Here is a 26,108-nt window from a genome sequence, read left to right on the forward strand (position 1 = left end):
CGCGAGGGTCACCTGTCCGGGTGGCGGAATGGCAGACGCGCTAGCTTGAGGTGCTAGTGCCCTTTATCGGGCGTGGGGGTTCAAGTCCCCCTCCGGACACGCAGTGCACAACTGAACAGCCGCACGAGCCTGGCTCGTGCAGGTCACCCGTCCGGGTGGCGGAATGGCAGACGCGCTAGCTTGAGGTGCTAGTGCCCTTTATCGGGCGTGGGGGTTCAAGTCCCCCTCCGGACACAGAGTGCGGGGAATCTTCCCCGTCAGACCAGCAAGACTGCGGCCCCGGCAGAGACAGGGGCGAGCGTGCGGGGACTGCCCCGCCGGAAGCGATCGACACGTTCGCCTCCATGAACGCATCGACCGGCCTCATCGTGGCCCTGCAGACCTCTCGTGCAACCCGCGCACAGAGCGCGGGCGAATGGGTCCATCGAGTGCTCCTTGGGGTGGGCGCCGAGCGGCGGGCAACAAGGCGTCGTCGCCACCCCCTGGTGAGGAGGTGGCGACGACGAGGGGCTCAGGAGCGGAAGAACCACTCCGGGTCGGACTTGTGGCACACCGAGCAGTACTCGGAGTACCCGCCGGTCGGGTGGGCAACTTTCCCGACGTAGATGCCCGCGGCGAAGAGGAAACTGATGTACATCTGCGGGTCCTCGCGCAGGATGAACGCTTCGATCTCCGCGATCTGCTCGTGCAGTGAGAGCACGTCCATACCGTGGTTCAACACCGCAGTATCGGCCTTCGAGAGCTGGATGTAGTGGACCAGCAGCTCGCTCGGGTCGATCGTGTAGACCGTGGTTGCTTCGGCCCCCTGGTCATCCGTGGGGGTCGGGTCGGTCCCTGCTCCTTTGAGCGATGCGGGCATCTGTGCCCCTCCTTTGGTTGGGCGTCCGTCCTCGGGTGAGGCTGGCACGCGGGACGCTCGAGGCGTCCGACCACACCTGTGAGCGCGTCTGTTGGCGTCACAAGTGCGGGGGAGGAGTAGTGCCGGACTGGCTCGCCCTGGCAGTGCTCTCGGGTAGGCTTGCAGTGACTTCCAGCTCCAAGAGGGCTCGGACAGAGACTGTTGAGACAGCAGGCCCGAAGGCCCCGAGGCGTCCACAAGCCTTGGGGCTTTCGCGTATCTGAAGCGTGTCGTGAGCGAAGCGCCGTGAGGATGTTGATGTGGGCGTCTCTCCCAGGGGGCGGGCCACGGTCCCGCAGGCCCCGACAGTCGCGAACGAAGGTTAGGGGCCTGTTGCGTCTGCGGGGCGGCGCGCACAGTGATAAGCCTCGCGGGGTGGCAAGGCGGAGCGGACGCGGCGCGAGTTGCGCGTGCGAGGCCCCTCGTCCTACCGTGCAGAGAGAGGGGCGCCCCGCGCGGCAACGCGAGACGCCCCAGAGTGGCCTCAGTTCGGGCCACGAGTTGGCCTACATGAGGTCACGAACCAGCAGGATCAGCTCCCTGACCAGCGGCGCGAGCGGCACGGTGGAACGAATCCACCTGTGACGCTTAGCGCCGTTCGTCGTACTGATTGCCTGCTTGCAAGTGGGACAGAAGTCGCGCACGGGTATACCTCCTTTCATATGCTCTCTCCGCCTGTCAGTGGAGGCCCCCGGCCGAGTGCCGGGGAAGTCTTGTCAAGATGGCCCTGAGACAATTGGAGGGCGCTGCGGGCTGCGACCTGTGCACGGCGCTCGTCGCTCTCACGGAGCAGCCCCCGCGGTGCCCCTCGCGGCCTTCGCTGCGATGATCCGCAGGTTCTCGCGGTGGTCGGTTGAATACGGATAGACGAGCGCGCGGTGCCACTCCTCGCGGTACCCGAGGGGGTGACGGCCCGACTTAACGAGCTTGCGCCTTTCTGCCATGAGGCCCTGCCTGCGCAACTCCAAGTAGCCGCGCTCTGCGGTCCGCTCGGAGAACCCGTAGAACTCTTGGGCCCGCTCATGGGCCATGGCAAACGTGAGCCCACCGTTCGGGTCCTGGGTCTCCTTGAGCATCACGAGGAGCATCGCCTTGCCCGGAAGGTTGAGGGAGTCGATCAGCCCTTCTGTCCAATAGTCGAACGGGAGGGCGAAGAATCCGCGCCCGCGCTCGGCCGGGTCCTCTTCGCGGTCCTTCTTCCACGGCTTGCCGTCGCCGTTCTCTCTCTTGAGCGCGACCTCAGGAGTTCCTCGCTTGCCATCGACAGAGAGCAAGTCCATCTCTTCGAGGGTCTTAAAGGCGTTGCTGGTCCTGCGGACGGTCACGCTGTCGCCGAGCATGCGTGCCCAGACCTTGATGTCGAGGGGCGTCTCGTCAAGGATGGGCTGGAGGGCGTGCACGGTGAGGAGGAGGTCGAGCGCGGTCTCGCTGCGTCGACCTACCAGGTCGGCGAGCACGGACGGGCGCGGCTTGGCCTCACGCTGAACGAAGTCCTTGCGTAGCCGCACGAAGCCTCGTTTGGCTTTGCCGAGGAGGTCGCTGCGCGTGAAGGCTGCGTCCGCGGGGGTTTCGTCCTCGAACTCTGCGAAGGGATCTCGCTGGGCTGGAGGCGTGTCCGGGGTGTTCGGTGTGATGTCCATGTCGACAGATTACAGCTTCGTCTCGACTCAAGCGTCGACGACAGGGGCGACGAGAGACCGTCTGAGGTGCCAGTGTGCGACGCCATGACGATGCCAAGATGCGAGGCCATGACGAGGTCGTGCGAGTCAAACTCGATAAGGGGGTGCGGGGGGCCGTCGTCCTCTCAACGTCGAGGGGAGGGCTGGGCTGGCGGCGTCCTCGGTCGCGATTTGGTGCAATCCGAGGATCCGCCGCTGAGATGGCGACGAACTGCGGAGGATCGAGCGCCTTCGGGGGCTGCGCTGTCGCGCCCGACTCGCTGTGGTTGGTCCCGATGGGCTGCGTGTAGGGTCCAGGCATGACAGCGACCTCAACGGGGAAACTTCCCCACTCGGCGGCTTACAGTCCCCCTCCGGACACTCGTTGAGACAGCGACGCGAAGCGGATCCAGGTTCACCTGGGTCCGCTTCGTCGTTGCCCCGGCGCCTGCCCGTGCGGCCGGGCGATACCGCCGCGAAGCAGCAGGAACTGTGAAGATTCCGTCACCTGCTCGCGGTCCGGCTCCGTCTCGTGTTGACTGTCCTTCGTGACGACGGCTGACACGAATCAGGGGGCGGTCGCTCCAGTCGTACGCCCCTGGCTCGGCCCGCAGCCGAGCGACGACCCAGAGCTCCAGCGCTATGCGGTCCTCGCTTCCCTGTGTGTCGACAACGGAGCGGCGGCAGTTCTGCTGCCCGAGCCCGACGGGGCGCGCGTCGCCGCCGCCTGCACATTCGATGGCGGGGCCGCGGGACCGCTCCGCACAGACCTCGCGTACGAGTCGCTGCGCTCAGGTCGCCTCGTCGTGCTCACGCCCGCCGAGTCTGCGGTCTCACGTCCCGAGCAGCCGGTGGGCTTTGTCGCGGTTCCCGTGACGACTCCCGACGGAGCGCGCGTCGCCGTGCTCTTCGCCCAGACCCTCAAGGACGTGCCGCCGACGCACGTGCGCGCGCTCGGCGAGCTCGCGGTCCTGCTCGCGGCCTATCTCGGCTCGCGCACCTCGCTGCGCCGAGCGGTCGAGGCTGAGGCTGAGCTCCAGGAGATCACGCGAATCAACCGTATTCTGCTCGCCTCGTCCGAGGCGCTCGCCGGGACGCGCACGGTCGACGAGACGGTCACCACTGTCCGCGAGCTTGCAGCGGCTCAGCTTGAGGCGGACCACTGCGCGATCGTCCTGGACCACGCGGGCCGCTTCGACGCGCTCGACACGCGCGGCCTGCCCGCCGACCGGCCCCTCCAGTACACCGAGATCGCCCCGACCGCCGCGCATCCGGGAGCGTACGCGGCGGCGCACGGCGAGGGCGTCTTCTTCGACGACCGTGCTGCGCTCGTCGAGCGGTTCCCGGAGTTTGCCGCCGACGCGTCGCGTGAGGTCGAGGGCGAGGTCTATGTCCCGATCCAGGTGGGTCGGCGCACAGGCTGGCTGTGGCTCGGCTGGGCCGGCCCGCACCGAACCCAGGCGCGCACGCGTCGAATGAAGTTCGCCCTCGCGAGGTACGTCGTGCAGTCCCTCGAGCGCGTCGAGCTCGTCCAGGCGCGGGCCGCGGTCGCGCGCACGCTCCAGGAGGCCATGCTCACGAGCCTTCCCGACGTTCCGGGCCTCGAGCTCGCGGCACGCTACGTGCCGGCTGCCGAGGGGGAGCAGGTCGGCGGAGACTGGTACGACGCGATCCACAGCTCGGGGGTCACGACGGTCGTCATCGGTGACGTCGTCGGGCACAACATCGCTGCGGCCGCGCGGATGGGATCGCTGCGTTCGATCCTGCGTGGCTTCGTCGCCGATCGCGTGCAGACGCCCGCGCAGCTTCTTGAGCGTCTTGACCATGTCAACCTCGCGCTCGACACGGGAACGATGGGCACCGCGGTCGTCGCCCAGGTGCGGGGCGGGCGTGATGCCGACGGCTCGGTCCACGTGACGTGGTCGAGCGCGGGCCATCTGGCGCCCGTCGTCGTGGCAGCTGATGGCACGACGCGCACGTTCGAGGGGGCGAGCGACCTCATGCTCGGCGTCGTGCCCTACGAACGGCACGACCACGCGGCGACCCTCGCGCCAGGTGAGACGCTCCTGCTGTTCACCGATGGTCTTGTCGAACGACGCGGCGAGACGATCGACGAGTCCCTCGTGCGGCTGAGCTCGGTTCTGACCGGGGTGGCGAGCGCGCCCGTCGGGGATCTCGTCGACGTCGTCCTTGCCGAGATGGAAGCGACGGGCGAGCGCGACGACATCGCGGTGCTTGCGGTCCGGCCCGTCTAGCCCGGCGCGCGGCCCGCGCTCCGCGGGCCGTCGGAGCCCAGCGCGCGACTGAGCACCGCGCGCCAACGCTGCGCGTGAGGGGTCCTCGCTGAGAGACTGGCTCCATGACCGCAACGCCCCTCGACGCGACCAACCCTCTCGCGCACCCCTCGTCCCTGCCCTACGGCCTGCCAGACTTCGCCAGCATCCGCCACGAGCACCTCGCGCCGGCGATCCGCGCGGGCATGGCCGCGGAGCGTGCCGAGGTCGACGCGATCGTCGCGGACCCGGCGGCACCCGATCTCAGCAACACGCTCGAGGCGCTCGAGCGTTCGGGCGAGGTGCTCCACAGAGCCCTGGTCATCCTTGATCTTCTGCTCGGGGCGGACTCGACCGACGCCCTCGAGGCCCTCGAGGAAGAGGTGACTCCTGAGCTCTCGGCGCATCACGACGCGATCGCGATGCACGTCGGGCTCCACGAGCGCGTCGCGGCCCTTGCCGCGCGCATCGACGACGGTGAGATCGAGGCGAGCGACGCCGACCGTCGTGCGGTCGACACGCTCCTGCGGGACTTCCGCCGGGCGGGCGTCCACCTGCCCGAGACCGATCAGGCGGCGTTGCGGGCGTTCAACTCGCGCATCGCCGAGCTTGAGGCTGCATTCGGGCGGCACGTGCTTGCGTCCGGCAACGAGGGCGCGGTTCTTGTCCGTGACCTTGCCGAGCTCGACGGTCTGGCCCCCGACGCGGTCGCCGCGGCCGAGGCCGCCGCTCGCGAGGCGGGCCACGCGGAGGGCTGGCTGCTCACGTTGCAGCTGCCGACCGAGCAGGGCGTGCTCAGCTCGCTCACGAACCGCAGCGTGCGCGCCCGCGTGCACGCGGCGTCGGTGACGCGCGGGACCCATGAGGGTTCGGATTCGCGGGCGACCCTGCTCGAGCTCGTGCGCCTGCGCGCCGAGCGTGCGCAGCTGCTCGGGCTGCGCGACCACGCCTCCTACGCGACCGAGGACGCGACCGCGGGCACGCCCGAGGCCGTGGCCCAGATGCTCGAGCCCCTCGTGCCGCGCGCCCTGGCGAACGCGCGCGCGGAGCGCGCGGACCTCGTCGCAGCGCTCGCTGAGGACACGGGCGCGACCGACCTCGCCCCCTCGGACCGCGCGTACTACGCCGAGCACGTGCGACGTGCACGGTACGCGCTCGACGACGCTGCGCTGCGCCCCTACCTCGAGCTCGACAGCGTTCTCACGCACGGTGTCTTTGCTGCGGCCCACGAGCTGTTCGGCATCACGCTCGTCGAGCGCCACGACCTTGTCGGCTACCACCCCGAGGTGCGCGTGTGGGAGGTGCTCGACTCCGACGGCTCGGGGCTCGGACTCTTCCTCGGCGACTTCTTCACGCGTCCCTCCAAGCGCGGCGGTGCGTGGATGGATCACCTCGTCGACCAGAACCACCTGCTGGGCCAGCGGCCGGTCGTCTTCAACGTCCTCAACATCCCGCGCCCGGCTCCGGGAGAACCGGCGCTCCTCACGTGGGACGAGGTCATCACGGCATTCCACGAGTTCGGGCACGCGCTTCACGGACTGTTCTCCGACGTCCGTCTGCCGTCGCAGTCAGGCACGAACGTTCCGCGCGACTTCGTCGAGTACCCCTCGCAGGTCAACGAGATGTGGGCGTGGCACCCGGACCTGCTTGCGCGGTACGCGCGCCACCACCTCACGGGTGAGGTGCTCCCGTCCGAGCTCGTGGCGACCCTGCTCGCCGCACGCGGCGAGGGCGAGGGATTTGCGACGACCGAGTATCTGGGGGCGGCTCTGCTCGACCAGGCCTGGCACCGGCTCACGCCCGACGAGGTTCCGGCTTCGCCTGACGAGGTCGAGGCGTTCGAGGACCGTGCTCTGCGTTCGCTCGGTCTCGATCCCGAGCTCGTTCCGCCGCGCTACCGCTCGACCTACTTCAACCACGTGTTCGCGGGGGGATATTCGGCCTCGTACTACGGCTACATCTGGTCCGAGGTGCTCGACGCCGACACGGTCACGTGGTTCGAGGAGAACGGTGGGCTCACGCGCGAGAACGGCGAACGGTTCCGGCGCGGGCTGCTTGCGCTCGGCGACTCGACCGACCCCGTGGGCGCGTTCGAGGCATTGCGCGGGCGTGCGGCGTCGACGACGCCGCTCCTCGTCCGACGCGGCCTCGCTCGCCCAGGTGGGGACGCGTGAGACGGTGAGCACCATGACGACGCACCCGGCGGGGTCGCACCCGCGAGCCGAGGACGAGGTGCTGCGCATCTGTCGCGACCTCGTGCGCATGGACACGAGCAACTACGGCGACGGCTCGGGCCCGGGGGAGCGGGAGGCTGCCGAGTACGTCCAGGGCCTGCTCGAAGAGGTCGGGCTCGAGGTCACCTACATCGAGACGCAGCCGCGCCGCGCAAGCGTCGTCGCACGCTGGGCGGGCACGGACCCGTCGGCTCCCGCGCTCGTCCTGCACGGTCACACCGACGTCGTCCCGGCGCGCGCCGAGGACTGGACGTACGACCCCTTCGCCGCCGAGATCGTCGACGGCATGGTGTGGGGCCGCGGCACGGTCGACATGAAGGACATGGACGCGATGATCCTTGCCGTCGTGCGCGAGATGATCCGGGACGGCGTGCGCCCGCGGCGCGACGTCATTCTCGGATTCTTCGCGGACGAGGAGGCGGGTGGCGTCCATGGTGCGCAGTGGCTCGTCGACCACCGTCCTGAGCTCTTCGAGGGCGCGACCGAGGCCGTGAGCGAGGTCGGTGGCTACTCGGTCGACGTCGGGGGTCACCGCGCCTACCTCCTGCAGACGGGCGAGAAGTCGCTCGCGTGGTTGCGCCTCATTGCTGAGGGCCGCGCGGGCCACGGCTCGCAGGTGACGACGGACAACGCGGTGACCCACCTGGCCGAGGCGCTCGCGCGCATCGGGCGTCACGAGTGGCCGCTCGAGCTCACACCGTCCGTCGACGCACTCATGCGGGGTGTTGCGGACCTCGCGGGCCTGCCGTTCGATCCGGCTGATCCCCGAACGCTTGATGCGTTGCTCGATGCGCTCGGCCCAGCTGCGCGTTTCGTCGGGGCGACGCTCCGGGGCACCGCGACGCCGACGCAGCTCGACGCGGGCTACAAGGCGAACGTCGTGCCCTCGAGCGCGACGGCGGTCGTCGACGCACGCTTCCTCCCCGACAGCCATGACGCGTCGATGGCGGTGCTGCGGGAGCTCGCGGGCCCTCGCGTGCGTATCGAGGCGATCCACGAGGACATCGGCCTCGAGGTGCCGTTCGCGGGAGACCTCGTCGACACGATGGTCGCCTCGGTCCTCGCGGAGGACCCGGGGGCGTCGGTGTGGCCGTACATGCTCTCGGGAGGGACCGACAACAAGTCGCTCGCGCGCCTGGGGATCGCGGGCTACGGCTTCGTCCCCCTGCGCCTTCCGGCGGACCTCGACTTCCCGGGGATGTTCCACGGAGTGGACGAGCGTGTTCCGGTCGAGTCGCTCGAGTTCGGCGTGCGCGTGCTGCGGCGCATGCTCACGCACCTGTGAGGTTGGCGACTGCGTCCACGCCCTGCAAGTGGTGCGGGCGCAGTCGCGGCTAGACGAGGCCGAGCGTCGATCGGGCTCGGATGATGCGGCGTCGTAGCCAGATCTTGCGGACGCCACCGGCGTAGAGGATCGTGCGGGCCAGCTCCCATCGACCTTGTTCTGCCTCGTCGTGCAGAAGCCGCCGAACCTCGGCGCGCGACATGTCGTGACCGAGGGTGAGCAGGCGGTGCTCGTACTCGCCTGTACGGGGGACGGGCGGAGCGATCGGCGTGGCGGTGGCGTTCGTCATGTGGCCTCCACAGGTCCGGGACGGATATCCGACTGCCATTGTGCACGGCGGCGCGTTACGGTTCAGGCATGACCGTCGACCCGCGTGACGCCCTCGCCCGCCTGACCGTTGCCTTTGAGGCGCACCTGCATGCTGTCGTGAGCCGCCGTTCGGATGACGATCCCGCGGTTGACGAGGCGTATTACGTCCTTGCGGACGCGTTCGACGTCTACGACGACGCGCTCGCGACCGAGTACGGGGAGGCGCTTCCGTTCTACGTCGTCGACGACGATGACGACGACAGCGATGACGACAGCGACGACGATGACGACGATGACGACGACAGCGATGACGACGATGACATCGACGACGATGACGACGATGACGAGGACGAGCTCGAAGGGCTCTCCGAGGAGGACCTCAACGACGTGGCCCGTCCCGACCGCTGAGTCATGACGACGGGCTGAGCGGTGCGACGGCTGAGCCGCGCGTACCCCACCCCATCTCGAGACGTTCACGCACGAGAGCCCCGGCTTCGGCCGGGGCTCTCGCGCGTGAACGGGGTGCTCAGCGGCGCTCGGGGTACCCGAGCACGGGAGCGCTCACCTCGTCGAGCGCGAAGGCGACCTCGGGGGGCAGCACGAGGTCGATCGCGTCGAGGGCGGCGCGCAGCTGCGCGGGCGTGCGGGCGCCGACGAGCGCAGAGGCGACCGTCGGACGGCCCAGGAGCCACGCGAGCGCAACCGCCGCAGGAGTCTTGCCGAGACCGTCCGCCGCGATCGCCACGGCATCGACGATCGAGCTCGCCGCGTCGTCGAGGTAGGGCGCGACGAAGCCCGCCAGGTGGGCAGATGCAGCGCGAGAGTCGGCAGGGATCGTGCGGCGATACTTGCCGGTGAGCACGCCTCGTCCGAGCGGGGACCACGCGAGCAGGCCCGAGCCGAGCGCTGACGCGGCCGGCACGACCTCACGCTCGACGCCACGCTCGAGCAGGGAGTATTCGACCTCGACGGCGGCGAGCCCGGTCCCCGAGGCCTCGAGGAGAGTGGCGGCGCGCGCTTGGCTCCACCCGGGGTGGTTGCAGAGGCCGACATACCGCGCGCGGCCAGAGTCGACCGCGCGCCGCAGCGCGTCGACCGTCTCCTCGAGAGGTGTGCGCGGATCGGGTGCCTGGACGAGCAGCAGGTCGACGCGGTCGGTCCCCAGGCGCCGGAGCGACGCATCGAGGGAGTCGAGGATCGCTCCGCGGCCCGCGTCGACGACGTTGCCGCGGGAGGTCGATCGGGTTCCGGCCTTGGTCACGAGGACGACGTCGTCACGGGTGCCCGTCGACGCGAGCAGCTGACCGATGACCTCCTCGGAACCACCGTCGGCGTACGACGCCGACGTGTCGATCGTCGTGCCACCCGCCTCGAGGAAGTCACGCAGCAGCTCGGCCGCGTCGTGCTCGTCGGTGTCGCGTCCCCAGGTCATCGTGCCGAGCCCGAGGGCTGAGACGCGAAGACCGGTGGTGCCGAGGCTGCGGGTGTCCATGCGGGGAAGGTTATCGTCCAGGATCGGTCCCTGGTCGGACGCCGCGCGCGCAACGTGCCCCTAGAGTGGACTCCCGTGAACGCATGGGAAGCATTCGTCCTCGGCCTCGTCCAAGGGCTCACCGAGTTTCTGCCGATCTCTTCCTCGGCGCACCTGCGCGTCGTCGGGGAGCTCATCGGAGACGTCGATCCGGGAGCCGCGTTCACCGCGATCACGCAGATCGGCACGGAGGCCGCGGTCCTCCTCTACTTCCGTCGCGATATCGCGCGCATCGTCAGCGCGTGGTGGCGAGCGCTCACGGGGCGCAACGGGACTTCGTGGTCCGCGCGGCTCGGAGCGGGGGACCCCGATGCCCGCATGGCGTGGTGGATCGCCCTCGGCTCCGTCCCGATCGTCGTCGGAGGGCTCCTCTTCGAGGACGCGATCGACACGTCGCTGCGCAACCTCTGGATCACCGTGGGAACGCTCACGGTCTTCGGCATCCTTCTCGGCGTCATCGACCGCGTCCGGCCCCAGGCTCGCGAGCTCGAGTCGATCACGGCGGGTCACGCAGTCCTCTTCGGCGTCGCGCAGGCGCTTGCTCTCGTCCCCGGTGTCTCGCGCTCGGGCGGGACGATCACGATGGGTCGACTCCTCGGCTACACCCGCGAGGCTGCCGCACGGTACTCGTTCCTGCTCGCGATCCCCGCGGTGCTCGGCTCGGGCATCTACAAGCTCGTCGGATCGCTCGACGAGTTCGGGCAGCCGGGTACGCCGTCGATCGGGGCGACCGTGCTCGCGACGGTTGTCGCGTTCGTCGTCGGCTACGTCGTCATCGTCTGGTTCCTCAAACTTGTCTCGACGCGCTCGTACCTGCCGTTCGTCATCTACCGCATCGGCTTTGCCGCGCTCATCGTCGTGCTCCTGCTCGCGGGAACGCTCACGGCCGCAGGCACCGGGATCTGACGGCGGCCCACAGCGCCCGCACGGCCCGCTAGGCTGACCCGGTGCATGCTTGGCCGACTCCGCAGATCCCGTCCATCCCGTCGACCCCCGGGGCGTCGACTCCGCCGACCCTCATCGATACGGGGAGCGGCGACCGGGTCCAGCCGGTCGAAGGAGCCTCGGCAGGTCTGTACGTCTGCGGGATCACCCCGTACGACGCGACGCACATCGGCCACGCTGCCACCTACGTGACGTTCGACGTCCTCGTGCGCACGTGGCGTGACGCGGGCCTCCGCACGACCGTCGTCTCGAACGTCACCGACGTCGACGACCCGCTCCTCGAGCGGGCCACTGCCACCGGAGTCGACTGGCGTGACCTCGCGCGCGAGCAGATCGCGCTGTTCGGGCGCGACATGACGGCCCTTGGCGTCCTCCCGCCCGACCTCTACCTCGGTGTCGTCGAGACGGTTCCCCAGGTCATCGACGCGGTTGAGGCCATGGTCGCCTCGGGAGCGGCCTATCGCGTGCCGATCGACCCCGCCGAGGGGGTCGCCGACGGTGATGTCGCGGGCGACATCTACGCGGACCTCTCGCGCGACGACGCGTTCGGAACCGTCTCCCACCTGGTGCGCGCACAGCAGCTCGACCTCTTTGCCGAGCGAGGTGGGGACCCCGGTCGCGAAGGAAAGCGCGATCCGCTCGACCCGCTGCTGTGGCGTCGCGAGCGGGCGGGGGAGCCCGCGTGGGACGCAGGCTCGCTCGGTCGCGGACGCCCCGGGTGGCACGTCGAGTGCGCCGTCATCTCGCAGGCGGGCCTCGGTGACGAGATCCACGTCCAGGCCGGCGGCTCCGACCTTCTGTTCCCGCACCACGAGATGACGTCGTCGCACGTGCGCATGCTCGGCGGGCAGCCGGCGCTCGTCAACGTCCATGCCGCGCTCGTCTCGTACGAGGGCGAGAAGATGAGCAAGTCGCGAGGCAACCTCGTGCTGGTCTCCCGGCTCATCGACGCGGGTGTCCACCCCATGGCCATCCGGCTCGCGCTGCTCGCGCACCACCACGGGACCGAGTGGGAGTGGTTCGACACCGATCTTGCCGCCGCGACGACACGTCTTGAGCGGTGGCGCGAGGCGATCTCGGGCAACGGCGGCCCCGACGCGACCGAGATGCTCACGCTCGTGCGCGCCGCACTGCGCGACGACCTCGACACGCGGACCGCGCTCGCCGCGGTCGACGCGTGGGCGGAGCGCGCGGTCACGGAGTCGGCGCTCGACGACGTCGACGTGGTCGAAGGTGCCCCGGGGATCGTCGCGCGCTCGATCGACGCACTCCTCGGCATCCGGATCTGAGACTCCGACGGCGCCGCACCTGCACCTTCCGGTGCGGGTGCGGCGCCGTCGCGTCTGCTCGCTGCCGTCGCGGCCGGGCTTCTGCGCGTGTCCGGGTTCAGGCTCGTGCGGTGAGGTGCACGTCAGCGAGCGGGAGCACCTCGCGAGCGATGAGCTCGAGGTGATCGGGGTCGTGGAGGTCGAGGATCTGCAGGTAGAGGCGTTCGACGCCGAGGTCCCGCAGCTCGCTCACCCGACGTGCGGCCTCGTCGACCGTGCCGCACACGCCGTGCTCGCGCAGCTCGGCGGGTTCACGGCCGATCGCCTCGGCACGGCGACGGAACTCGGCCTCGTCACGCCCGACGGCGCACACGAGCGCAGCCGAGCAGATGAGGTCGTCCGCGGCGCGACCGGCCGCTGACGCCGCCGCGCGGATCGTTGCGAACCGGTCGGCGATCGTCGAGATCTCGGGGAAGGCCGCGTTGTACTCGGAGGCGAACCTCGCAGCGAGGGCGGGCGTGCGTCGTGGTCCCGAGCCACCGATGATGATGGGCACGCCGGGGGCGCCGTCGCGGCCCGCGCGCTGCACTGGCTGCGAGAGGCCGGGCGCGTCGACGACCTGGACGTGCGTACCGCGGAACGTGAACGTCTCGGTCGGGGGCGTCGCCCACAGGCCCGTGACGACCTCGAGGTGCTCCGCGAGCAGGTCGAAGCGCTTGTCGGGGAACGGCAGACCGTACGCCTCGTGCTCCCGTGCGTACCAGCCGGCACCGAGGCCGAGCTCGACGCGTCCACCGGACATCTGGTCGACCTGGGCGACCTGGACAGCCAGGGCCCCGGCGTGGCGGAAGGTCACGGGGGTCACGAGCGTTCCGAGACGGATCGTCGCGGTGTCGCGGGCGAGGCCTGCGAGGGTCGTCCAGGCGTCCGACGTGCCCGGGAGGCCGTCCGTTCCCATGGGGAGGTAGTGGTCGGACCTGAAGAAGGCGTCGAAACCGAGGGTTTCGGAAGCGAGGGCGAGGCGCAGGAGGTCGTCGTACGACGCGCCCTGCTGGGGTTCTGTGAAGATGCGGACGTCCATGCTCCTCACGGTAAGCGATGGCGGCGCCCGCGCGTTCGCGGAGCCCGACGAGCTCAGCCCGTCGGCCCGCCCGGTCCTGGCCCTTGGTCACCGCGGCCGCCCTCGCGCCGGCGCAGGTAGCGCTCGAACTCGCGCGCGATCGCGTCCCCGCTGGCCTCGGGCAGGTCGACCGTGTCCTTGGCCGCCTCGAGCTGCGCGACATACTCGGCGATCTCTTCGTCCTCGTGGGCGAGAAGATCGACGCCGTCCTCCCAGGCGCGCGCATCGTCGACGAGGTCTCCGAGCGGGATGGTGATCCCGAGCAGCTCCTCAAGGCGGGACAGGATCGAGAGCGTCGCCTTGGGCGACGGACCGTGCGCGACGTAGTGGGGGATCGCCGCCCAGACGGAGAACCCGTGCATGCCGTGCGCACGCGCAAGCGTCTGCAGGACCCCGACGATGCCCGTCGGGCCTTCATACGTGCTCGCCGCCAGATCGAGCAGGGAACGCGTCGCGGCGTCGTCGCTCGTCGCGGTCACCGGGATCGGCCGGGTGTGGGGAACGTCGGCCAGGAGCGCACCGAGCGTGACGACCGTTGTGACCCCGAGCCCGTCTGCGATCGCGAGGAGCTCGGCGCAGTACGTGCGCCACCGCATGGACGGCTCGGTCGCGTGAACCAGGACGAGGCGCCGATCGCCGAGCGTCACCGCCGCCACGGTCGTCGTTGGCCACGTGAGCGAACGCGATCCGTCGTCCTCGGTCGCGACGATCGGGCGGTTGACCTGGAAGTCGTAGAACTCCTCGGGGTCGATGTCGGCGACCTTGGTCGCTCCGAGCTGCTCGACGAGGTGGAGCACGGCAGCCGTTGCCGCGCCTCCTGCGTCGTTCCATCCCTCGAACGCTGCGACAAGGATCGTCTCCCGGACGGGAGTGAGGTCGAGGTCGTCGGTGCCAGCCATCCCCCCAGCCTAGGCGCATGCGCCTCACGCAAGCCGTGCGAGCAGGGCATGGGGGGTTTCCCGCTGTGTGACCCACGTCGCCCGTCCGGAGGGTGATGGATCACTGCTCTCCGTGGCGGGCGCGGCTAGTGTGCCAGGAATGACCGCGGTCGGGGGACCGCATAAGGAGGTTGGCCGTGCAGGATGCCGAGCGCGTTGTCACGCTCATCGATGCGCCCGGGCTCGTGCCCGAGGCGGTTCTGTGGGACATGGACGGAACGATCATCGACACCGAGCCGTACTGGCTCGCCGCTGAGGCCGAGCTCGTCGCGGAGTTCGGCGGGCAGTGGTCGCCCGCCCAGGGGCTCGAGCTCGTCGGGTCGAACCTCGTGGACAGTGCGGTCGTGCTCCAGGAGCACGGGGTCGCTTTGACGCGGGACGAGATCGCGCAGGTTCTCACGAGCCGCGTTGCTGCGTTGCTTTCAGCGCACGTGCCGTGGCGTCCAGGAGCCGCCGAGCTGCTCGGCGAGCTGCGTCGCCACGGAGTTCCGTGCGCCCTCGTCACGATGTCCTACCGCGAGATGGTCACCCACCTGCTCGACGCGCTCCCCGCCGGGACGTTCGACGTCGTCATCACGGGCGACGAGGTCTCGCGCGGTAAGCCGGACCCCGAGCCCTACCTGCGGGCTGCTGAGCAGCTCGGCGTCGACATCGCACGGTGCGTCGCGATCGAGGACTCCCGCCCCGGAGTGGCCTCCGCGCTGGCCTCCGGAGCCGCGACGATCGCGGTCAAGGGCCACGTCCCGGTCGTCCAGCACCCCGGGCTCAGCCGCGTCCGATCGCTCGAGACGCTCGATCTTGGCCTGCTCGGCCATGTGCTGGCCGGTGGGATCGTCGACGACCTCGGCGACGAGGAGTGATCGCTCTCGTGCCCCCGGCTCTCGCCGGGGGCACGGGTTCAGCCGCGAGGCTCGTCACTGATCCCGAGCCGCAGGCCGACGCTCTCGGCGGGAAACACCGGTGATGTTCCACCGAACGCCGGGCACAGCGTCTTGTGCGCGCACCAGTCGCACAGCTTGCTGGTCCGCGGTGCGAACGAACCCTCGCGCGCGTCGCGCACGATCGAGTCCCACAGGGACCGGATCTTCGTCTCCGTCCGCTCGAGGTCGCCCGTCGTGGGAACGCTGCGCTGCACCTGCCCGTCACCGAGGAACACGAGCTGGAGCATCGCGGGCATCGTGCCGCGGGTGAGCAGGACGACGAGCGCATAGAAGCGCATCTGGAACGCGACAGACTCCCCGTACTGAGGCCGCGGTGCCTTGCCCGTCTTGTAGTCGACGATCCGCACAGCGCCGTCCGGAGCGACATCGATCCGGTCGACGATCCCGCGCAGGAGCGGGCCATCCTCGAGCTGCGCCTCCAGGGTGAGCTCACGTGCACGCGGTTCGAGACGCATCGGGTTCTCGAGCGTGAAGTAACGCTCGACGAGCGCGCGCGCGGACCCGAGCCAGGCCTCGGTCGCCGCCTCGTCGTCGAACATCGATGCATACTCTGGCCGGCGCCGCCGAAGGTCGTCCCACGCCCGCGGGAGCAGGCCGAGCGCATGCTCGGGCGTCCGCTCCCCGGCGGGGACGTCGAAGATCCCCTCGAGAACCGTGTGGACGAGCGTCCCACGCGCAGCTGCGGAGCTCGGAACCTCAGGGATGCGGTCGATCGTCCTCAGCCGGAAGAGCAGCGGACACTGCTGATAGTCGTTGAGACGCGAGGGCGAGAGCGCAGGTGCGCGGCGCTCGCGTGGGGTCGCGGTGGGTTCCGAGGACGTCATAGGACCACCCTAGGGTTCGGGTCTGACAGTCAGGTGCGCCTACTCTGCTCCTGTGGACGAGCACAGCGAGGACCGGCGAGCGCGCAGGCGGCGCGCGGGCGGCCTGACCATCGGCCGCGTCGCCGGTGCGCCGATCGTCCTTGATCTCTGGTGGCCGCTCGGCGCGCTCGCGCTCGCCGCCATCTACGTGCCGACCGCCTCACGGGTTGCCCGGCCGCTCACCGAGCTCGCCGCGACCGGCATGCCGCTCGGGCTCGTCGTCGCCCTCATGACGGTCGCGTTCGCCGTCCTCCTGCTCGGCTCGGTCGCACTCCACGAGGTGGCCCATGCGCTCACGGCGCGTGCGTACGGTCGCACCGTGCGGTCGGTCACGCTCACGGCGTGGGGCGGGCAAACGGCGTACGACGCGCGGGGGGCGACCCCGCGCAGCCACCTGCTCACGGCAGTCGCCGGCCCCGCGGTCAACGTCGCTCTCGTCGCGATCCTCGGTGTGCCCGCGCTCGTCCTTGGGGCCGGCGAGCCGTCGACCGGGACGCTCATCACGCAGCAGGTGCTCCTTGCAGGCGCGATCGCCAACGGGGTCGTCGCGGTCGTCAACCTTGTTCCCGCGCTTCCCTACGACGGCGGTGCGATCCTCGAGGCGCTCGTGTGGCGTTTGACCCGCGACCGCGCGGTCGCGGGGCGGATCGCTGCCGCGAGCGGCTATGGCGTCGCCCTCGCCCTCGTCGTCGTCCTCGTCGCGTGGTGGCTGTACGCGAGCACGCCTCCGCCTCCGCTCGTCGTCGCCTGGAGCCTCGTCCTCGCGGTCCTCGTGTGGCACGGCGCGTCCCGCGCCACAGCCGTCGCGGTGCCGACCGCACGAGCAGTCGTGCTCGACCCGGCCCGGCTCGTGCGGCCCGCGACCGTGCTGGCACCCGAGGCGACGATCGACGACGCGCTCTCGACGCTCCTGGCCGACGGCGTACGGGCGGTCATCGTCCCCGACGCGCTCGGACGCCCCCGCGCGTGGGCCGACGGCGCGGCGCTCGCCGCCGTCCCCGCCGAGCGCCGCAGCGAGCCCGTGCTCGCCGTCGCCACCGCTCTTGCGCCCGCTCAGCCTGTCGACTCCTCCCTCACGGGGCTCGAGCTCTTCGCGGCGGTGCGAGCCGCGTCGCAGGCTCCTGTGATCGTGGCCGAGCGCCACGGGCGGGTCGTCGGGATCATCGTCGTCGCCGACGTCGTCGACGCACTGCGGGCACCCTCCTGGCGGACCCCGCGCAGGGACTCCTCGCAGGAGAACTAGACTCGTGCCTCGTGACCGACGCGAACACCTTCTCGACCGAGCCCGACGCAGTGCCCGACCACGACGGGCCACGCGCCCTGGTCCGTCCGAGCGGTGCGCCCGTCGGCCAGGCGACGGGCGCGGCTGTCCGCCGCGGCCCCTTCCGGGCGGGTGAGCGCGTTCAGCTGACCGACCCCAAGGGCAAGCTCCACACGGTTGTCCTCAAGGAGGGCGGCCAGTTCCACACCCACCGCGGCTACTTCCGTCACGACGAGGTCATCGGGAGCCCTGAGGGCTCGGTCATCACGACGACGTCGGGCGTCGAGTACCTTGCGCTGCGTCCTCTGCTGAGCGACTACACGCTCTCGATGCCTCGGGGGGCCGCGGTCGTCTACCCCAAGGACGCGGGCCAGATCGTCGCGATGGCCGACATCTTCCCGGGTGCGCGTGTCATCGAGGCCGGGGTCGGCTCGGGCGCCCTCACGCTCTCTCTCCTGCGTGCGGTTGGTGATGCAGGTTCGGTCCACTCGATCGAGCGTCGGGAGGACTTCGCGCAGATCGCGCGCGGCAACGTCGAGCAGTTCTTCGGTGGTCCGCACCCGGCCTGGTCGCTCACGGTGGGCGACCTGGCTCCGACCCTTCCCGTGGTGGCCGGCCCCGGTGAGGTCGACCGCATCGTTCTCGACATGCTCGCACCGTGGGAGAACATCAACGAGGTGCACACGGCGCTCACGCCCGGCGGCGTCCTCGTCTGCTACGTCGCGACGACGACCCAGCTGTCGCGTCTTGCCGAGGACCTGCGCTCGCACGGCGGCTTCGGTGAGCCCGAGGCCTTCGAGACGATGATCCGCGGCTGGCACCTCGAGGGCCTTGCGGTCAGGCCGAACCACCGGATGGTCGGCCACACGGGCTTCCTCCTCACGGCACGCCGCATGGCCGACGGGATCGAGGCGCCCGAGCGCAAGCGCCGCCCGTCGAAGGGCTACACCCCCGCGACGACCGACGACTGGTCGCCCGAGGACATCGGTGAGCGCCCCATCTCCGACAAGAAGATCCGCCGCGTCCGTCGAGATGTGGGACGCGGGCCCGACGCCGAAGACTGAGCACTAGGGTCGAGGGCGAGGAGCGCCGTCCCGCGTTCCTGTTCCCGAACTCGTCGGAGGTTCGACCGTGACCGAGCCTGGCCGTCTCGACGCGCAGCTCGAGCTGCTCGCCGCGCGCAACGCCCGCCTCGTCGACGCGCTCACCAAGGCACGCGAGCAGATCGTCGTGCTCAATGCTCAGGTGGAGGACCTCGCGCGCCCACCGGGAACGTTCGCCGTCTTCGTCGAGGCTGTCGATGCGTCGTCGGTCGTCGTGCTCCAGCAGGGGCGCAAGATGCACCTCGGTGTCGGGCCCGGGGTCGACACGGCCGCCCTGCAGCCCGGCCAGGAGCTCCACATCAACGAGGCGCTCGTCGTCGTCGGCGCGGGGGAGTTCAGCGACCTCGGTGAGGTCGTCACGGTCAAGGACATCCTGGACGACGGCAGGTTCGTCGTCGTCGGGCGGTCGGACGACGAGCGTGTCATGCAGCCGGCCGGCTCCCTCGACGGGATCAGGGTACGGATCGGCGACTCCCTCATCGCAGACTCGCGCACCGCGTTCGTCTACGAGGTCGTCCCGCGGTCCGAGGTCTCCGAGCTCGTGCTCGAGGAGGTCCCCGACATCTCCTACGAAGACATCGGTGGCCTGGCGCAACAGATCGAGACCATCCGCGACTCGGTCGAGCTGCCGTTCGACCACCCGGACCTCTACCGTGAGCACGGCCTGCGGCCCCCCAAGGGGGTCCTGCTCTACGGTCCTCCCGGGTGCGGCAAGACTCTCATCGCCAAGGCCGTCGCGGCGTCCCTCGCGCGGCTCGTCGCGGCGCGCGACGGCGGCGGCGAGGTGCGTTCCTACTTCCTCAACATCAAGGGCCCCGAGCTCCTCAACAAGTACGTGGGTGAGACCGAGCGTCACATCCGGTCGATCTTCGAGCGAGCCCGTGAGAAGGCGTCGGAGGGTGCTCCCGTCGTCGTCTTCTTCGACGAGATGGAGTCCCTCTTCCGCACGCGTGGCACCGGTGTGTCCTCGGACGTCGAGACGACGATCGTGCCGCAGCTGCTCGCTGAGATCGACGGGGTGGAGCGCCTCGACAACGTCATCGTCATCGGCGCCTCGAACCGTGAGGACATGATCGACCCGGCGATCCTGCGTCCGGGGCGGCTCGACGTGAAGATCCGCATCGAGCGGCCCGACGCCGAGGGCGCGCGCGAGATCTTCGGCAAGTACCTCACCGCTGATCTCCCGCTTCACGCGGACGACCTCGCCGAGAACGACGGCGATCCTCAGGCGACGGTGGCCGCCATGATCCAGCGGGCCGTCGAGCGCATGTACGCGACCGACGACGCCAACCGCTTCATCGAGGTCACGTATGCGAGCGGCGACAAGGAGGTGCTGTACTTCCGTGACTTCGCCTCGGGCGCCATGATTCAGAACGTCGTCGACCGCGCGAAGAAGCACGCGATCAAAGACCTCCTCGCGACGGATGAACGTGGCTTGCGCGTCGAGCACCTCATGCGGTCGCTCGCCGAGGAGCTCCGCGAGAACGAGGACCTTCCCTCGACGACGAACCCCGACGACTGGGCCCGCGTCTCGGGGCGCAAGGGCGAGCGGATCGTCTTCATCCGGACGATCGTTCAGCACGGCAAGCAGGGCACGGAGCACCAGGCCCGCCCGATCGAGGCCACGAGCCCGACGGGGCAGTACCTCTAGTCAGCACGGAAGGGCAGGTCTCACGTGAGTGTGACGCGCATCGTCGGGATCGAGACCGAGTACGGGGTCGTGTCGCCGGGCAACCCGGGGGCCAACGCGATCCTCATGTCGTCGCAGGTCGTCAATGCGTATCGCGCTCTTGCGGAACTTCCGCGGCCGCCGCGGTGGGACTATCTCGACGAGAATCCGCTCGCCGACGCACGCGGCTTCGAGCTGCTCCGGGCCTCGGCGCACCCTTCTCTGCTCACCGACGACCCCTCCCGTCCCGCTCCTTCGGGTGACGCGGACGCAGGGGACTCGGTCGTCGCGGGGCCGGTCATGGGCATGGAGCGCCCGGCGACCCCGCTGTACGACGACCCGAGCACGTCGAACGCGATCCTCACGAACGGTGCGCGCCTCTACGTCGACCATGCGCATCCGGAGTACTCCGCTCCCGAGGTCCTCGCGCCTCGTGAGGCAGTCGTCTGGGACGTCGCGGGGGAGCGCGTCATGCTGCGTGCGGCGCGCGAGCTTGCGACCGTCGGGATTGACGTCGACCTCTACAAGAACAACGGCGACGGCAAGGGCGCGAGCTACGGCACGCACGAGAACTTTCTCGTCGACCGTGAGGTTCCGTTCGCGACGCTCGTCGACCTGCTCACGCCGTTCCTCGTGACCCGGCAGATCATGGTCGGCTCCGGACGCGTCGGGCTTGGCCCCCGGGGCGAGGACGCAGGGTTCCAGCTCGCTCAGCGCGCCGACTTCATCGAGGCTGAGGTCGGCCTCGAGACGACGCTGCGCCGCCCCATCGTCAACACGCGCGACGAGCCCCATGCAGACCGCGACCGGTGGCGGCGCCTCCACCTCATCATCGGCGACGCCAACCTGTTCGAGACCGCGACGCTCCTCAAGATCGGCGCCACGAACCTCGTGCTCGCGATCGCCGAGAACCTCGCGCGCCTTGGTCCCGCGACCGCGCGGCTCGCGGACCTCAGCCTCGCCGACCCGGTCGAGGACGTGCGCACGGTGAGCCGTGACCTTGACCTCGTCGCGCCGCTGCGGCTGCGCGGCGGCGGCACGACGACCGCGCTCGACGTGCAGCGCGCCTACCTCGCCGCCGCACGGGAGGTCGCCGCGCTCGACGGCGCCCCTGATGCCGCGACGCAGGAGATCCTCGACCGCTGGGAGGACGTGCTCGAACGTCTTGGACGGTCGCGTGCGGAGTGCGCGCGCGACGTCGAGTGGGTTGCCAAGCTCCGTCTTCTTGACCGTATGCGTGAGCGCGACGGCATCGGTTGGGGACACCACCGCCTGGCAGCCTTCGACCTGCAGTGGTCCGACATCCGTCCCGAGCGCGGTCTCTACCACCGGTTGCTCGCGGCCGGTGCGGTCGATCGCCTCACGACGGAGGCTGAGGTGTCGGACGCGGTTCACCATCCGCCGACGAGCACGCGCGCCTACTTCCGCGGCGAGGTCGTCGCGAGGTTCGGGCAGCACGTCGATGCGGCGAGCTGGGACTCCGTCGTCCTCGACGTCCCTGGAACACCCGCATTGCAGCGTATTCCCTTGCTCGACCCCCACCGCGGGACGCAGGCGCAGGTGGGTGCGCTCTTCGATGAGCACGCGGGAGATGTGAGCGGGTTCCTCGCGGCGCTCCTCTCCTAGCGGACCCGTCCCCGCGCGGACCCGACCTGTGGTGAGATGGGACCGCAACGATCCGCGTGCACGCAGGAGGAACGATGTCCGGTCAGGAACGTCTCAACAGGCCCCACGACCCCGCAGCGGATGACGCTCCCGCGACGGCCGCACCCCAGGTGCGCACGCAGGACTCCGACGTCGACGCGCTGCTCGACTCGATCGATGATGTCCTCGAGGCCAACGCCGAGAGCTTCGTCAAGGGCTTCGTCCAGAAGGGCGGCGAGTGATCCGCCGATGACCCAGGACCACGGACGACTTCCCGCGGCGTACGGGCGGCCGGGATCAGCCTCGTTCGTCGAGTTCGTCGCCGAGCACGCGCCCGACCTCCTGCCCTCGGCCGCTCGCGGCGAGGGCGTCGTCGACGGGATCCCGCACGGGACGACCATCGTCGCCGCAACGTTCGACGGCGGCGTGGTCGTGGCGGGCGACCGCCGAGCCACGGCGGGCACGCACATCGCAAGCCGTGACATCGAGAAGGTCTTCGCTGCGGACGAGTTCGCGGTCGTGGGCATCGCCGGGTCGGCGGGCCTCGCGCTCGAGCTCGTGCGCCTCTTCCAGCTGGAGCTCGAGCACTACGAGAAGATCGAGGGTCGTTCGCTGTCGTTCGACGGGCAGGCGAACCGCCTCGGGACGATGCTCCGTTCGCAGCTCGGGCTCGCTCTGCGCGGTCTGGCCGTCGTGCCCCTCCTCGCGGGCTTCGACCGCGACAGGAGCGGAGGCCGCATCGTCTCCTACGACGTGACGGGCGGACGCTACGAGGAGCGTGAGCACCACGCGATCGGTTCGGGCGCGGCCTACGCTCGCGGCTCGCTCAAGAAGCGTTGGCGGCGGGGGCTCGACGCCCCGAGCGCGATCACCGTCGTGATCGAGGCCCTCGTCGACGCGGCCGACGACGACTCGGCGACCGGTGGCCCCGACGCGCTGCGCGACATCTGGCCCGTCGTCATGGTCGTGACGGAAGCGGGCGCCCGACGGGTGGGCGACGATGTCCTGGCTCAGGTGACGCGCGCGGTCGTGAGCGAACGTCGGGAGGCTCGCGCATGAGTATGCCCTTCTACGTCTCGCCCGAGCAGCTGATGAAGGACCGCGCAGACTTTGCCCGCAAGGGCATCGCCCGCGGCAGGTCGGTCGTCGTCGTCGGCTACGACGGAGGAATCGCGTTCGCGACCGTCAATGCTTCCCGCGCGCTCCACAAGGTCTCCGAGATTTACGACCGCATCGCGTTCGCGGCGGTCGGCAAGTACAACGAGTTCGAGCAGCTGCGCGTCGCGGGCATCCGCTATGCGGATCTGCGCGGCTACTCCTACGACCGCACAGATGTGCGGGCACGGGGGCTCGCCAACGCGTACGCGCAGACGATCGGTGCGGCGTTCACGACCGACTCCAAGCCGCTCGAGGTCGAGATCGTCGTGGCCGAGGTAGGCGCGAGCCCCGCGGACGACGCGCTCTACCGCCTCTCGTACGACGGATCGGTTGCGGACCTGCGCGATCACGTCGTGCTCGGTGGCGATGCCGAGACGCTCGGTGCGGCGGTCGCTGACCGGTGGCAGCCGGGGCTGGGCCTCGGCGAGGTGCTGCGCCTTGCGGCGAGCGTCCTCGCGCACGGCGACGACGAGCGCGACGCGGTCCCTGCGGTCGATCTCGAGGTCGCCGTTCTCGAGCGCGCGCGCCCACGCCGCGCGTTCCGGCGGATCGAGGGTGAGCACCTCGTGCGCCTCCTCGCGGACGGCTCGGACGAAGGCACGGAACAGGCATGAGGGACAGTCGCAGGATCTTCGGCCTCGAGACCGAGTACGGGGTGACATTCGCGGCTACGGGTGAGCGGACGCTCTCGGCCGACGAGGTCGCGCGGCAGATGTTCCGCAAGGTCGTCGCATGGGGACGGTCGTCGAACGTCTTTCTCACGAACGGCTCGCGCCTCTACCTCGACGTGGGGTCTCACCCCGAGTACGCGACCGCCGAGTGCGACTCCGTGCGGCAGCTCGTCACCTACGACCGTGGTGGCGACCGCATCGTCGAGCAGCTCGTTGCGGAGGCCCAGGAGCACCTCGACGCCGAGGGGCTCGAGGGTCGCGTACACCTCTTCAAGAACAACTCCGACTCGGCCGGCAACGCCTATGGCAGCCACGAGAACTATCTCGTGCGACGCGGGCCGGACTTTCAGCGGCTCACCGAGCAGCTCGTCCCCTTCCTCATCACGCGTCAGGTGCTCACGGGCGCCGGTCGCATCGAGGTGACCCCACGCGGCGCGTCGTTCCAGCTCTCGCAGCGCGCCGACCATACGTGGGAGGCCGTCTCGTCGGCGACGACGCGTTCACGTCCCGTCATCAACACGCGTGACGAGCCCCACGCAGATGCCGAGCTCTACCGCAGGCTCCACGTCATCGTGGGCGACTCGTCCATGGCGGAGCCCACGACGATGCTGAAGTTCGGGTCGACCGACCTCGTGCTGCGGCTCCTCGAGGCTCATGTGTCGTTGCGCGACCTCACTCTCGAGAACCCGGTGCGTGCGATCCGCGAGATCAGCCGTGACATCACGGGTCGCGCGGCCGTCACGCTCGCCAACGGCAAGGTCGTCACCGCGATCGACATCCAGGAGGAGTACCTGGCGCGGGTGCTGACCCACCTCGACGAGTTCGGTGCCTCGGAGGGCGATCTCGAGGCGGTCGACCTCTGGCGCCGCGGTCTGCAGGCACTGCGGGACGGTGACATGACGAGCGTCGAGACCGAGCTCGACTGGGTGGTCAAGCACCGCCTCGTCGAGCGTTACCGCGCGCGCCACGGGCTCGAGCTCGGAGATCCTCGGGTGCTCCGGCTCGACCTGGCCTACCATGACGTCTCGCGGACCGACGGACTGCTCACCAAGCTCCAGGACTCGGGTCTTGTGCGGCGTCTCACGTCCGAGGCCGAGGTTCTCGAAGCGGTTTCCGTGCCGCCGCCCACGACGCGCGCACGGCTACGCGGCGACTTCGTCCGCGCAGCCCAGGATGCGCGCCGCGACTACACGGTCGACTGGGTCCACCTCAAGCTCAACGATGCCGCGCAGCGGACCATCATGTGCAAGGACCCGTTCGCGAGCGTCGACGAACGCGTCGATCGCCTCATCGCCTCGATGTGAGGGCGGCCGGGACACGCCCGGTCCGCATGACAGGAGCAGAACGTGACCACCCCCGTCCGCCGCCGCGCGGCGTCTCGCCGGCCGGCTCTCGCGGTCGCCCTCGTGGCGGCCCTAGCGGCGATGCTGGGACTCGCCGCGTGCACGCGCGAGCCGAGTGCGCCCGCGACCCCCGAGCCGATCGTCACCGTGAGCGGTGCGTTCGGCGGGGTCCCGACGCTCTCGTACACACCTCCACTCACCTTCGCCGACCGTCGGAGCGCGGTCATCTGGGAGGGTGACGGTCCCGCGATCGCCGAGGGCTCGACGGTCCTCCTCGACCTGCTTGCCGAGGATGCCTCGGACGGGACGTCGGTGATGAACACGCACGACACGCTTCCTGAGGTGTACACGTTCGACGAGACGCTCCTGGGGGGGTCGCTCTACGACCTCCTCAAGGGCCATCGGGCGGGGGCGCGCCTTCTCCTCACGGAGACGTCCAAGGCGGTTCCGCTCGCGCTCGTCGTCGACGTCCTTGCGGGGCGCGCATCGGGGGAGCCGGTCCCCAACGACGACGCTGCGCTCCCGAGCGTGACGCTCGGCGTGGACGGCACCCCCAAGGTCGCGGTTCCCCAGGGGGTCAAGCCCCCGACGGACGTCGTCGCGCGCACGCTGGTCCGGGGGGCCCGTGACCAGGTGACGGCCGGCCAGACGGTCATCGTGCAGTACACCGCCGTCGCGTGGTCGACGGGTGAGGTCATCGACACCACCTGGTCGAAGGGCCGTTCCCCGTTCGTCACGCAGGTCGGCGACTCCAAGCCGGTCGCGGCGTGGAACCTTGGTCTCATCGAGCAGCGTGTGGGTTCGCAGGTGCTCGTCGTGGCCCCGCCCGCCGCCGCGTACGGGGGCACGGACTCGCCGTGGGCCGACGAGACGGTCGTCTACGTCGTCGACATCCTTTACGCGGGTACTCTTGTCGCGCCTGACGTCGAGCCGAACGGGAGCGACGAGGCGCCCACGGACGCGGACGAGGGCGAGCAGTCGTCGAACTGAGGAGAA

23 protein-coding genes and 2 tRNA genes are annotated in these 26,108 nt (G+C 70.1%); 18 read left to right on the top strand and 7 right to left on the bottom strand.

Annotated elements, in window-relative coordinates; all coding sequences use genetic code 11:
• Window positions 1-14: 14 nt before the first annotated feature.
• Together ACTVCO_RS08475 and ACTVCO_RS08480 are read left to right on the top strand one after the other, a co-directional pair.
• Window positions 15-99 (top strand) — tRNA-Leu (locus ACTVCO_RS08475).
• A 50-nt stretch (window positions 100-149) separates the two neighbouring features.
• Window positions 150-234, top strand: a tRNA-Leu gene (locus ACTVCO_RS08480).
• Window positions 235-511: 277 nt separating this feature from the next.
• On the opposite strand, the gene ACTVCO_RS08485 is transcribed toward ACTVCO_RS08480, so the two are convergent.
• Window positions 512-859 carry a hypothetical protein gene (locus ACTVCO_RS08485; protein ID WP_443727990.1) on the bottom strand — a complete coding sequence of 116 codons (348 nt, stop codon included), beginning with the start codon at window positions 857-859 and terminating at the stop codon, window positions 512-514.
• An 821-nt stretch (window positions 860-1,680) separates the two neighbouring features.
• Complete coding sequence (locus ACTVCO_RS08490; RefSeq protein ID WP_443727991.1) at window positions 1,681-2,538, bottom strand: hypothetical protein; 858 nt, start codon at window positions 2,536-2,538, stop codon at window positions 1,681-1,683.
• A gap of 566 nt (window positions 2,539-3,104) precedes the next feature.
• On the opposite strand from ACTVCO_RS08490, the gene ACTVCO_RS08495 reads away from it, so the two are divergent.
• From ACTVCO_RS08495 to ACTVCO_RS08505, 3 genes are all read left to right on the top strand, one after another.
• Complete coding sequence (locus tag ACTVCO_RS08495; protein WP_443727992.1) at window positions 3,105-4,811, top strand: PP2C family protein-serine/threonine phosphatase; 1,707 nt, start codon at window positions 3,105-3,107, stop codon at window positions 4,809-4,811.
• A gap of 104 nt (window positions 4,812-4,915) precedes the next feature.
• Window positions 4,916-7,003: a M3 family metallopeptidase gene (locus ACTVCO_RS08500; protein ID WP_443727993.1), complete on the top strand. Its 2,088-nt coding sequence runs from the start codon at window positions 4,916-4,918 to the stop codon at window positions 7,001-7,003.
• Between the two features lie 13 nt (window positions 7,004-7,016).
• Window positions 7,017-8,348: a M20/M25/M40 family metallo-hydrolase gene (locus ACTVCO_RS08505; protein WP_443727994.1), complete on the top strand. Its 1,332-nt coding sequence runs from the start codon at window positions 7,017-7,019 to the stop codon at window positions 8,346-8,348.
• A gap of 49 nt (window positions 8,349-8,397) precedes the next feature.
• Here the strand turns inward: ACTVCO_RS08505 and ACTVCO_RS08510 are convergent, their stop codons facing one another.
• Entirely contained in the window at window positions 8,398-8,637 is a 240-nt protein-coding gene (locus ACTVCO_RS08510; RefSeq protein WP_443727995.1) for a DUF5703 family protein, read from the bottom strand.
• A 68-nt stretch (window positions 8,638-8,705) separates the two neighbouring features.
• Between ACTVCO_RS08510 and ACTVCO_RS08515 the strand changes: the two genes are divergently transcribed.
• Window positions 8,706-9,065: a primosomal protein gene (locus ACTVCO_RS08515; RefSeq protein WP_443727996.1), complete on the top strand. Its 360-nt coding sequence runs from the start codon at window positions 8,706-8,708 to the stop codon at window positions 9,063-9,065.
• Window positions 9,066-9,183: 118 nt separating this feature from the next.
• Here ACTVCO_RS08515 and ACTVCO_RS08520 read toward each other — a convergent pair whose 3' ends face one another.
• Window positions 9,184-10,149, bottom strand: a complete 966-nt coding sequence (locus tag ACTVCO_RS08520; protein ID WP_443727997.1) for an aldo/keto reductase — start codon at window positions 10,147-10,149, stop codon at window positions 9,184-9,186.
• A gap of 75 nt (window positions 10,150-10,224) precedes the next feature.
• Here ACTVCO_RS08520 and uppP point away from each other — a divergent pair, with 75 nt between their 5' ends.
• Window positions 10,225-11,094, top strand: coding sequence for an undecaprenyl-diphosphatase UppP (gene uppP, locus ACTVCO_RS08525; RefSeq protein WP_443727998.1), 870 nt, complete (start codon window positions 10,225-10,227; stop codon window positions 11,092-11,094).
• A gap of 41 nt (window positions 11,095-11,135) precedes the next feature.
• Window positions 11,136-12,422 (top strand): cysteine--1-D-myo-inosityl 2-amino-2-deoxy-alpha-D-glucopyranoside ligase, encoded by a 1,287-nt coding sequence (gene mshC, locus ACTVCO_RS08530; RefSeq protein WP_443727999.1) that lies wholly within the window; start codon window positions 11,136-11,138, stop codon window positions 12,420-12,422.
• Window positions 12,423-12,519: 97 nt separating this feature from the next.
• Here mshC and ACTVCO_RS08535 read toward each other — a convergent pair whose 3' ends face one another.
• Both ACTVCO_RS08535 and ACTVCO_RS08540 read right to left on the bottom strand, forming a co-directional pair.
• Window positions 12,520-13,482 (bottom strand): TIGR03560 family F420-dependent LLM class oxidoreductase, encoded by a 963-nt coding sequence (locus ACTVCO_RS08535; RefSeq protein ID WP_443728000.1) that lies wholly within the window; start codon window positions 13,480-13,482, stop codon window positions 12,520-12,522.
• A gap of 53 nt (window positions 13,483-13,535) precedes the next feature.
• Window positions 13,536-14,420 carry a PAC2 family protein gene (locus ACTVCO_RS08540; protein WP_443728001.1) on the bottom strand — a complete coding sequence of 295 codons (885 nt, stop codon included), beginning with the start codon at window positions 14,418-14,420 and terminating at the stop codon, window positions 13,536-13,538.
• Window positions 14,421-14,596: 176 nt separating this feature from the next.
• On the opposite strand from ACTVCO_RS08540, the gene ACTVCO_RS08545 reads away from it, so the two are divergent.
• Window positions 14,597-15,319, top strand: a complete 723-nt coding sequence (locus ACTVCO_RS08545; RefSeq protein ID WP_443728002.1) for an HAD family hydrolase — start codon at window positions 14,597-14,599, stop codon at window positions 15,317-15,319.
• Window positions 15,320-15,357: 38 nt separating this feature from the next.
• On the opposite strand, the gene ACTVCO_RS08550 is transcribed toward ACTVCO_RS08545, so the two are convergent.
• Window positions 15,358-16,224, bottom strand: coding sequence for a RecB family exonuclease (locus tag ACTVCO_RS08550; RefSeq protein ID WP_443728003.1), 867 nt, complete (start codon window positions 16,222-16,224; stop codon window positions 15,358-15,360).
• A 52-nt stretch (window positions 16,225-16,276) separates the two neighbouring features.
• Between ACTVCO_RS08550 and ACTVCO_RS08555 the strand changes: the two genes are divergently transcribed.
• From ACTVCO_RS08555 to ACTVCO_RS08595, 9 genes are all read left to right on the top strand, one after another.
• The gene (locus ACTVCO_RS08555) at window positions 16,277-17,506 is read left to right on the top strand and encodes a site-2 protease family protein (protein WP_443728004.1); all 1,230 of its coding nucleotides are present in this window, start codon (window positions 16,277-16,279) and stop codon (window positions 17,504-17,506) included.
• A gap of 77 nt (window positions 17,507-17,583) precedes the next feature.
• Entirely contained in the window at window positions 17,584-18,588 is a 1,005-nt protein-coding gene (locus ACTVCO_RS08560; RefSeq protein ID WP_443728299.1) for a tRNA (adenine-N1)-methyltransferase, read from the top strand.
• Window positions 18,589-18,655: 67 nt separating this feature from the next.
• Window positions 18,656-20,278, top strand: coding sequence for a proteasome ATPase (arc, locus tag ACTVCO_RS08565; RefSeq protein WP_443728005.1), 1,623 nt, complete (start codon window positions 18,656-18,658; stop codon window positions 20,276-20,278).
• Between the two features lie 24 nt (window positions 20,279-20,302).
• A complete protein-coding gene (dop, locus tag ACTVCO_RS08570) occupies window positions 20,303-21,922 on the top strand; it encodes a depupylase/deamidase Dop (protein ID WP_443728006.1) in 1,620 nt (539 codons plus the stop codon).
• A 74-nt stretch (window positions 21,923-21,996) separates the two neighbouring features.
• A complete protein-coding gene (locus tag ACTVCO_RS08575) occupies window positions 21,997-22,182 on the top strand; it encodes a ubiquitin-like protein Pup (protein WP_443728007.1) in 186 nt (61 codons plus the stop codon).
• Between the two features lie 7 nt (window positions 22,183-22,189).
• Entirely contained in the window at window positions 22,190-22,999 is an 810-nt protein-coding gene (gene prcB, locus ACTVCO_RS08580; protein ID WP_443728008.1) for a proteasome subunit beta, read from the top strand.
• On the top strand, window positions 22,996-23,712 hold the full coding sequence (prcA, locus tag ACTVCO_RS08585) for a proteasome subunit alpha (protein ID WP_443728009.1): 717 nt from the start codon (window positions 22,996-22,998) through the stop codon (window positions 23,710-23,712). Before prcB ends, prcA begins: the two co-directional genes overlap by 4 nt.
• A complete protein-coding gene (gene pafA / locus ACTVCO_RS08590) occupies window positions 23,709-25,073 on the top strand; it encodes a Pup--protein ligase (RefSeq protein ID WP_443728010.1) in 1,365 nt (454 codons plus the stop codon). The genes prcA and pafA overlap by 4 nt, the downstream gene beginning before the upstream one ends.
• A gap of 42 nt (window positions 25,074-25,115) precedes the next feature.
• Window positions 25,116-26,102: an FKBP-type peptidyl-prolyl cis-trans isomerase gene (locus tag ACTVCO_RS08595; protein ID WP_443728011.1), complete on the top strand. Its 987-nt coding sequence runs from the start codon at window positions 25,116-25,118 to the stop codon at window positions 26,100-26,102.
• The last annotated feature ends 6 nt before the right edge of the window (window positions 26,103-26,108 follow it).

Source organism: Sanguibacter sp. A247, from assembly GCF_052324925.1.
Taxonomy (GTDB): Bacteria; Actinomycetota; Actinomycetes; order Actinomycetales; family Cellulomonadaceae; genus Flavimobilis.

Excerpts from the sequence above, each read along its gene's own strand:
- ACTVCO_RS08505 (WP_443727994.1), top strand. The coding sequence starts at position 7,017 with ATGACGACGCACCCGGCGGGGTCGCACCCGCGAGCCGAGGACGAGGTG.
- ACTVCO_RS08550 (WP_443728003.1), bottom strand. The coding sequence starts at position 16,224 with ATGACGTCCTCGGAACCCACCGCGACCCCACGCGAGCGCCGCGCACCT.
- ACTVCO_RS08575 (WP_443728007.1), top strand. The coding sequence starts at position 21,997 with ATGTCCGGTCAGGAACGTCTCAACAGGCCCCACGACCCCGCAGCGGAT.
- ACTVCO_RS08485 (WP_443727990.1), bottom strand. The coding sequence starts at position 859 with ATGCCCGCATCGCTCAAAGGAGCAGGGACCGACCCGACCCCCACGGAT.
- ACTVCO_RS08515 (WP_443727996.1), top strand. The coding sequence starts at position 8,706 with ATGACCGTCGACCCGCGTGACGCCCTCGCCCGCCTGACCGTTGCCTTT.
- pafA (WP_443728010.1), top strand. The coding sequence starts at position 23,709 with ATGAGGGACAGTCGCAGGATCTTCGGCCTCGAGACCGAGTACGGGGTG.
- ACTVCO_RS08510 (WP_443727995.1), bottom strand. The coding sequence starts at position 8,637 with ATGACGAACGCCACCGCCACGCCGATCGCTCCGCCCGTCCCCCGTACA.
- ACTVCO_RS08500 (WP_443727993.1), top strand. The coding sequence starts at position 4,916 with ATGACCGCAACGCCCCTCGACGCGACCAACCCTCTCGCGCACCCCTCG.
- prcB (WP_443728008.1), top strand. The coding sequence starts at position 22,190 with ATGACCCAGGACCACGGACGACTTCCCGCGGCGTACGGGCGGCCGGGA.
- ACTVCO_RS08535 (WP_443728000.1), bottom strand. The coding sequence starts at position 13,482 with ATGGACGTCCGCATCTTCACAGAACCCCAGCAGGGCGCGTCGTACGAC.
- ACTVCO_RS08490 (WP_443727991.1), bottom strand. The coding sequence starts at position 2,538 with ATGGACATCACACCGAACACCCCGGACACGCCTCCAGCCCAGCGAGAT.
- prcA (WP_443728009.1), top strand. The coding sequence starts at position 22,996 with ATGAGTATGCCCTTCTACGTCTCGCCCGAGCAGCTGATGAAGGACCGC.
- ACTVCO_RS08520 (WP_443727997.1), bottom strand. The coding sequence starts at position 10,149 with ATGGACACCCGCAGCCTCGGCACCACCGGTCTTCGCGTCTCAGCCCTC.
- ACTVCO_RS08540 (WP_443728001.1), bottom strand. The coding sequence starts at position 14,420 with ATGGCTGGCACCGACGACCTCGACCTCACTCCCGTCCGGGAGACGATC.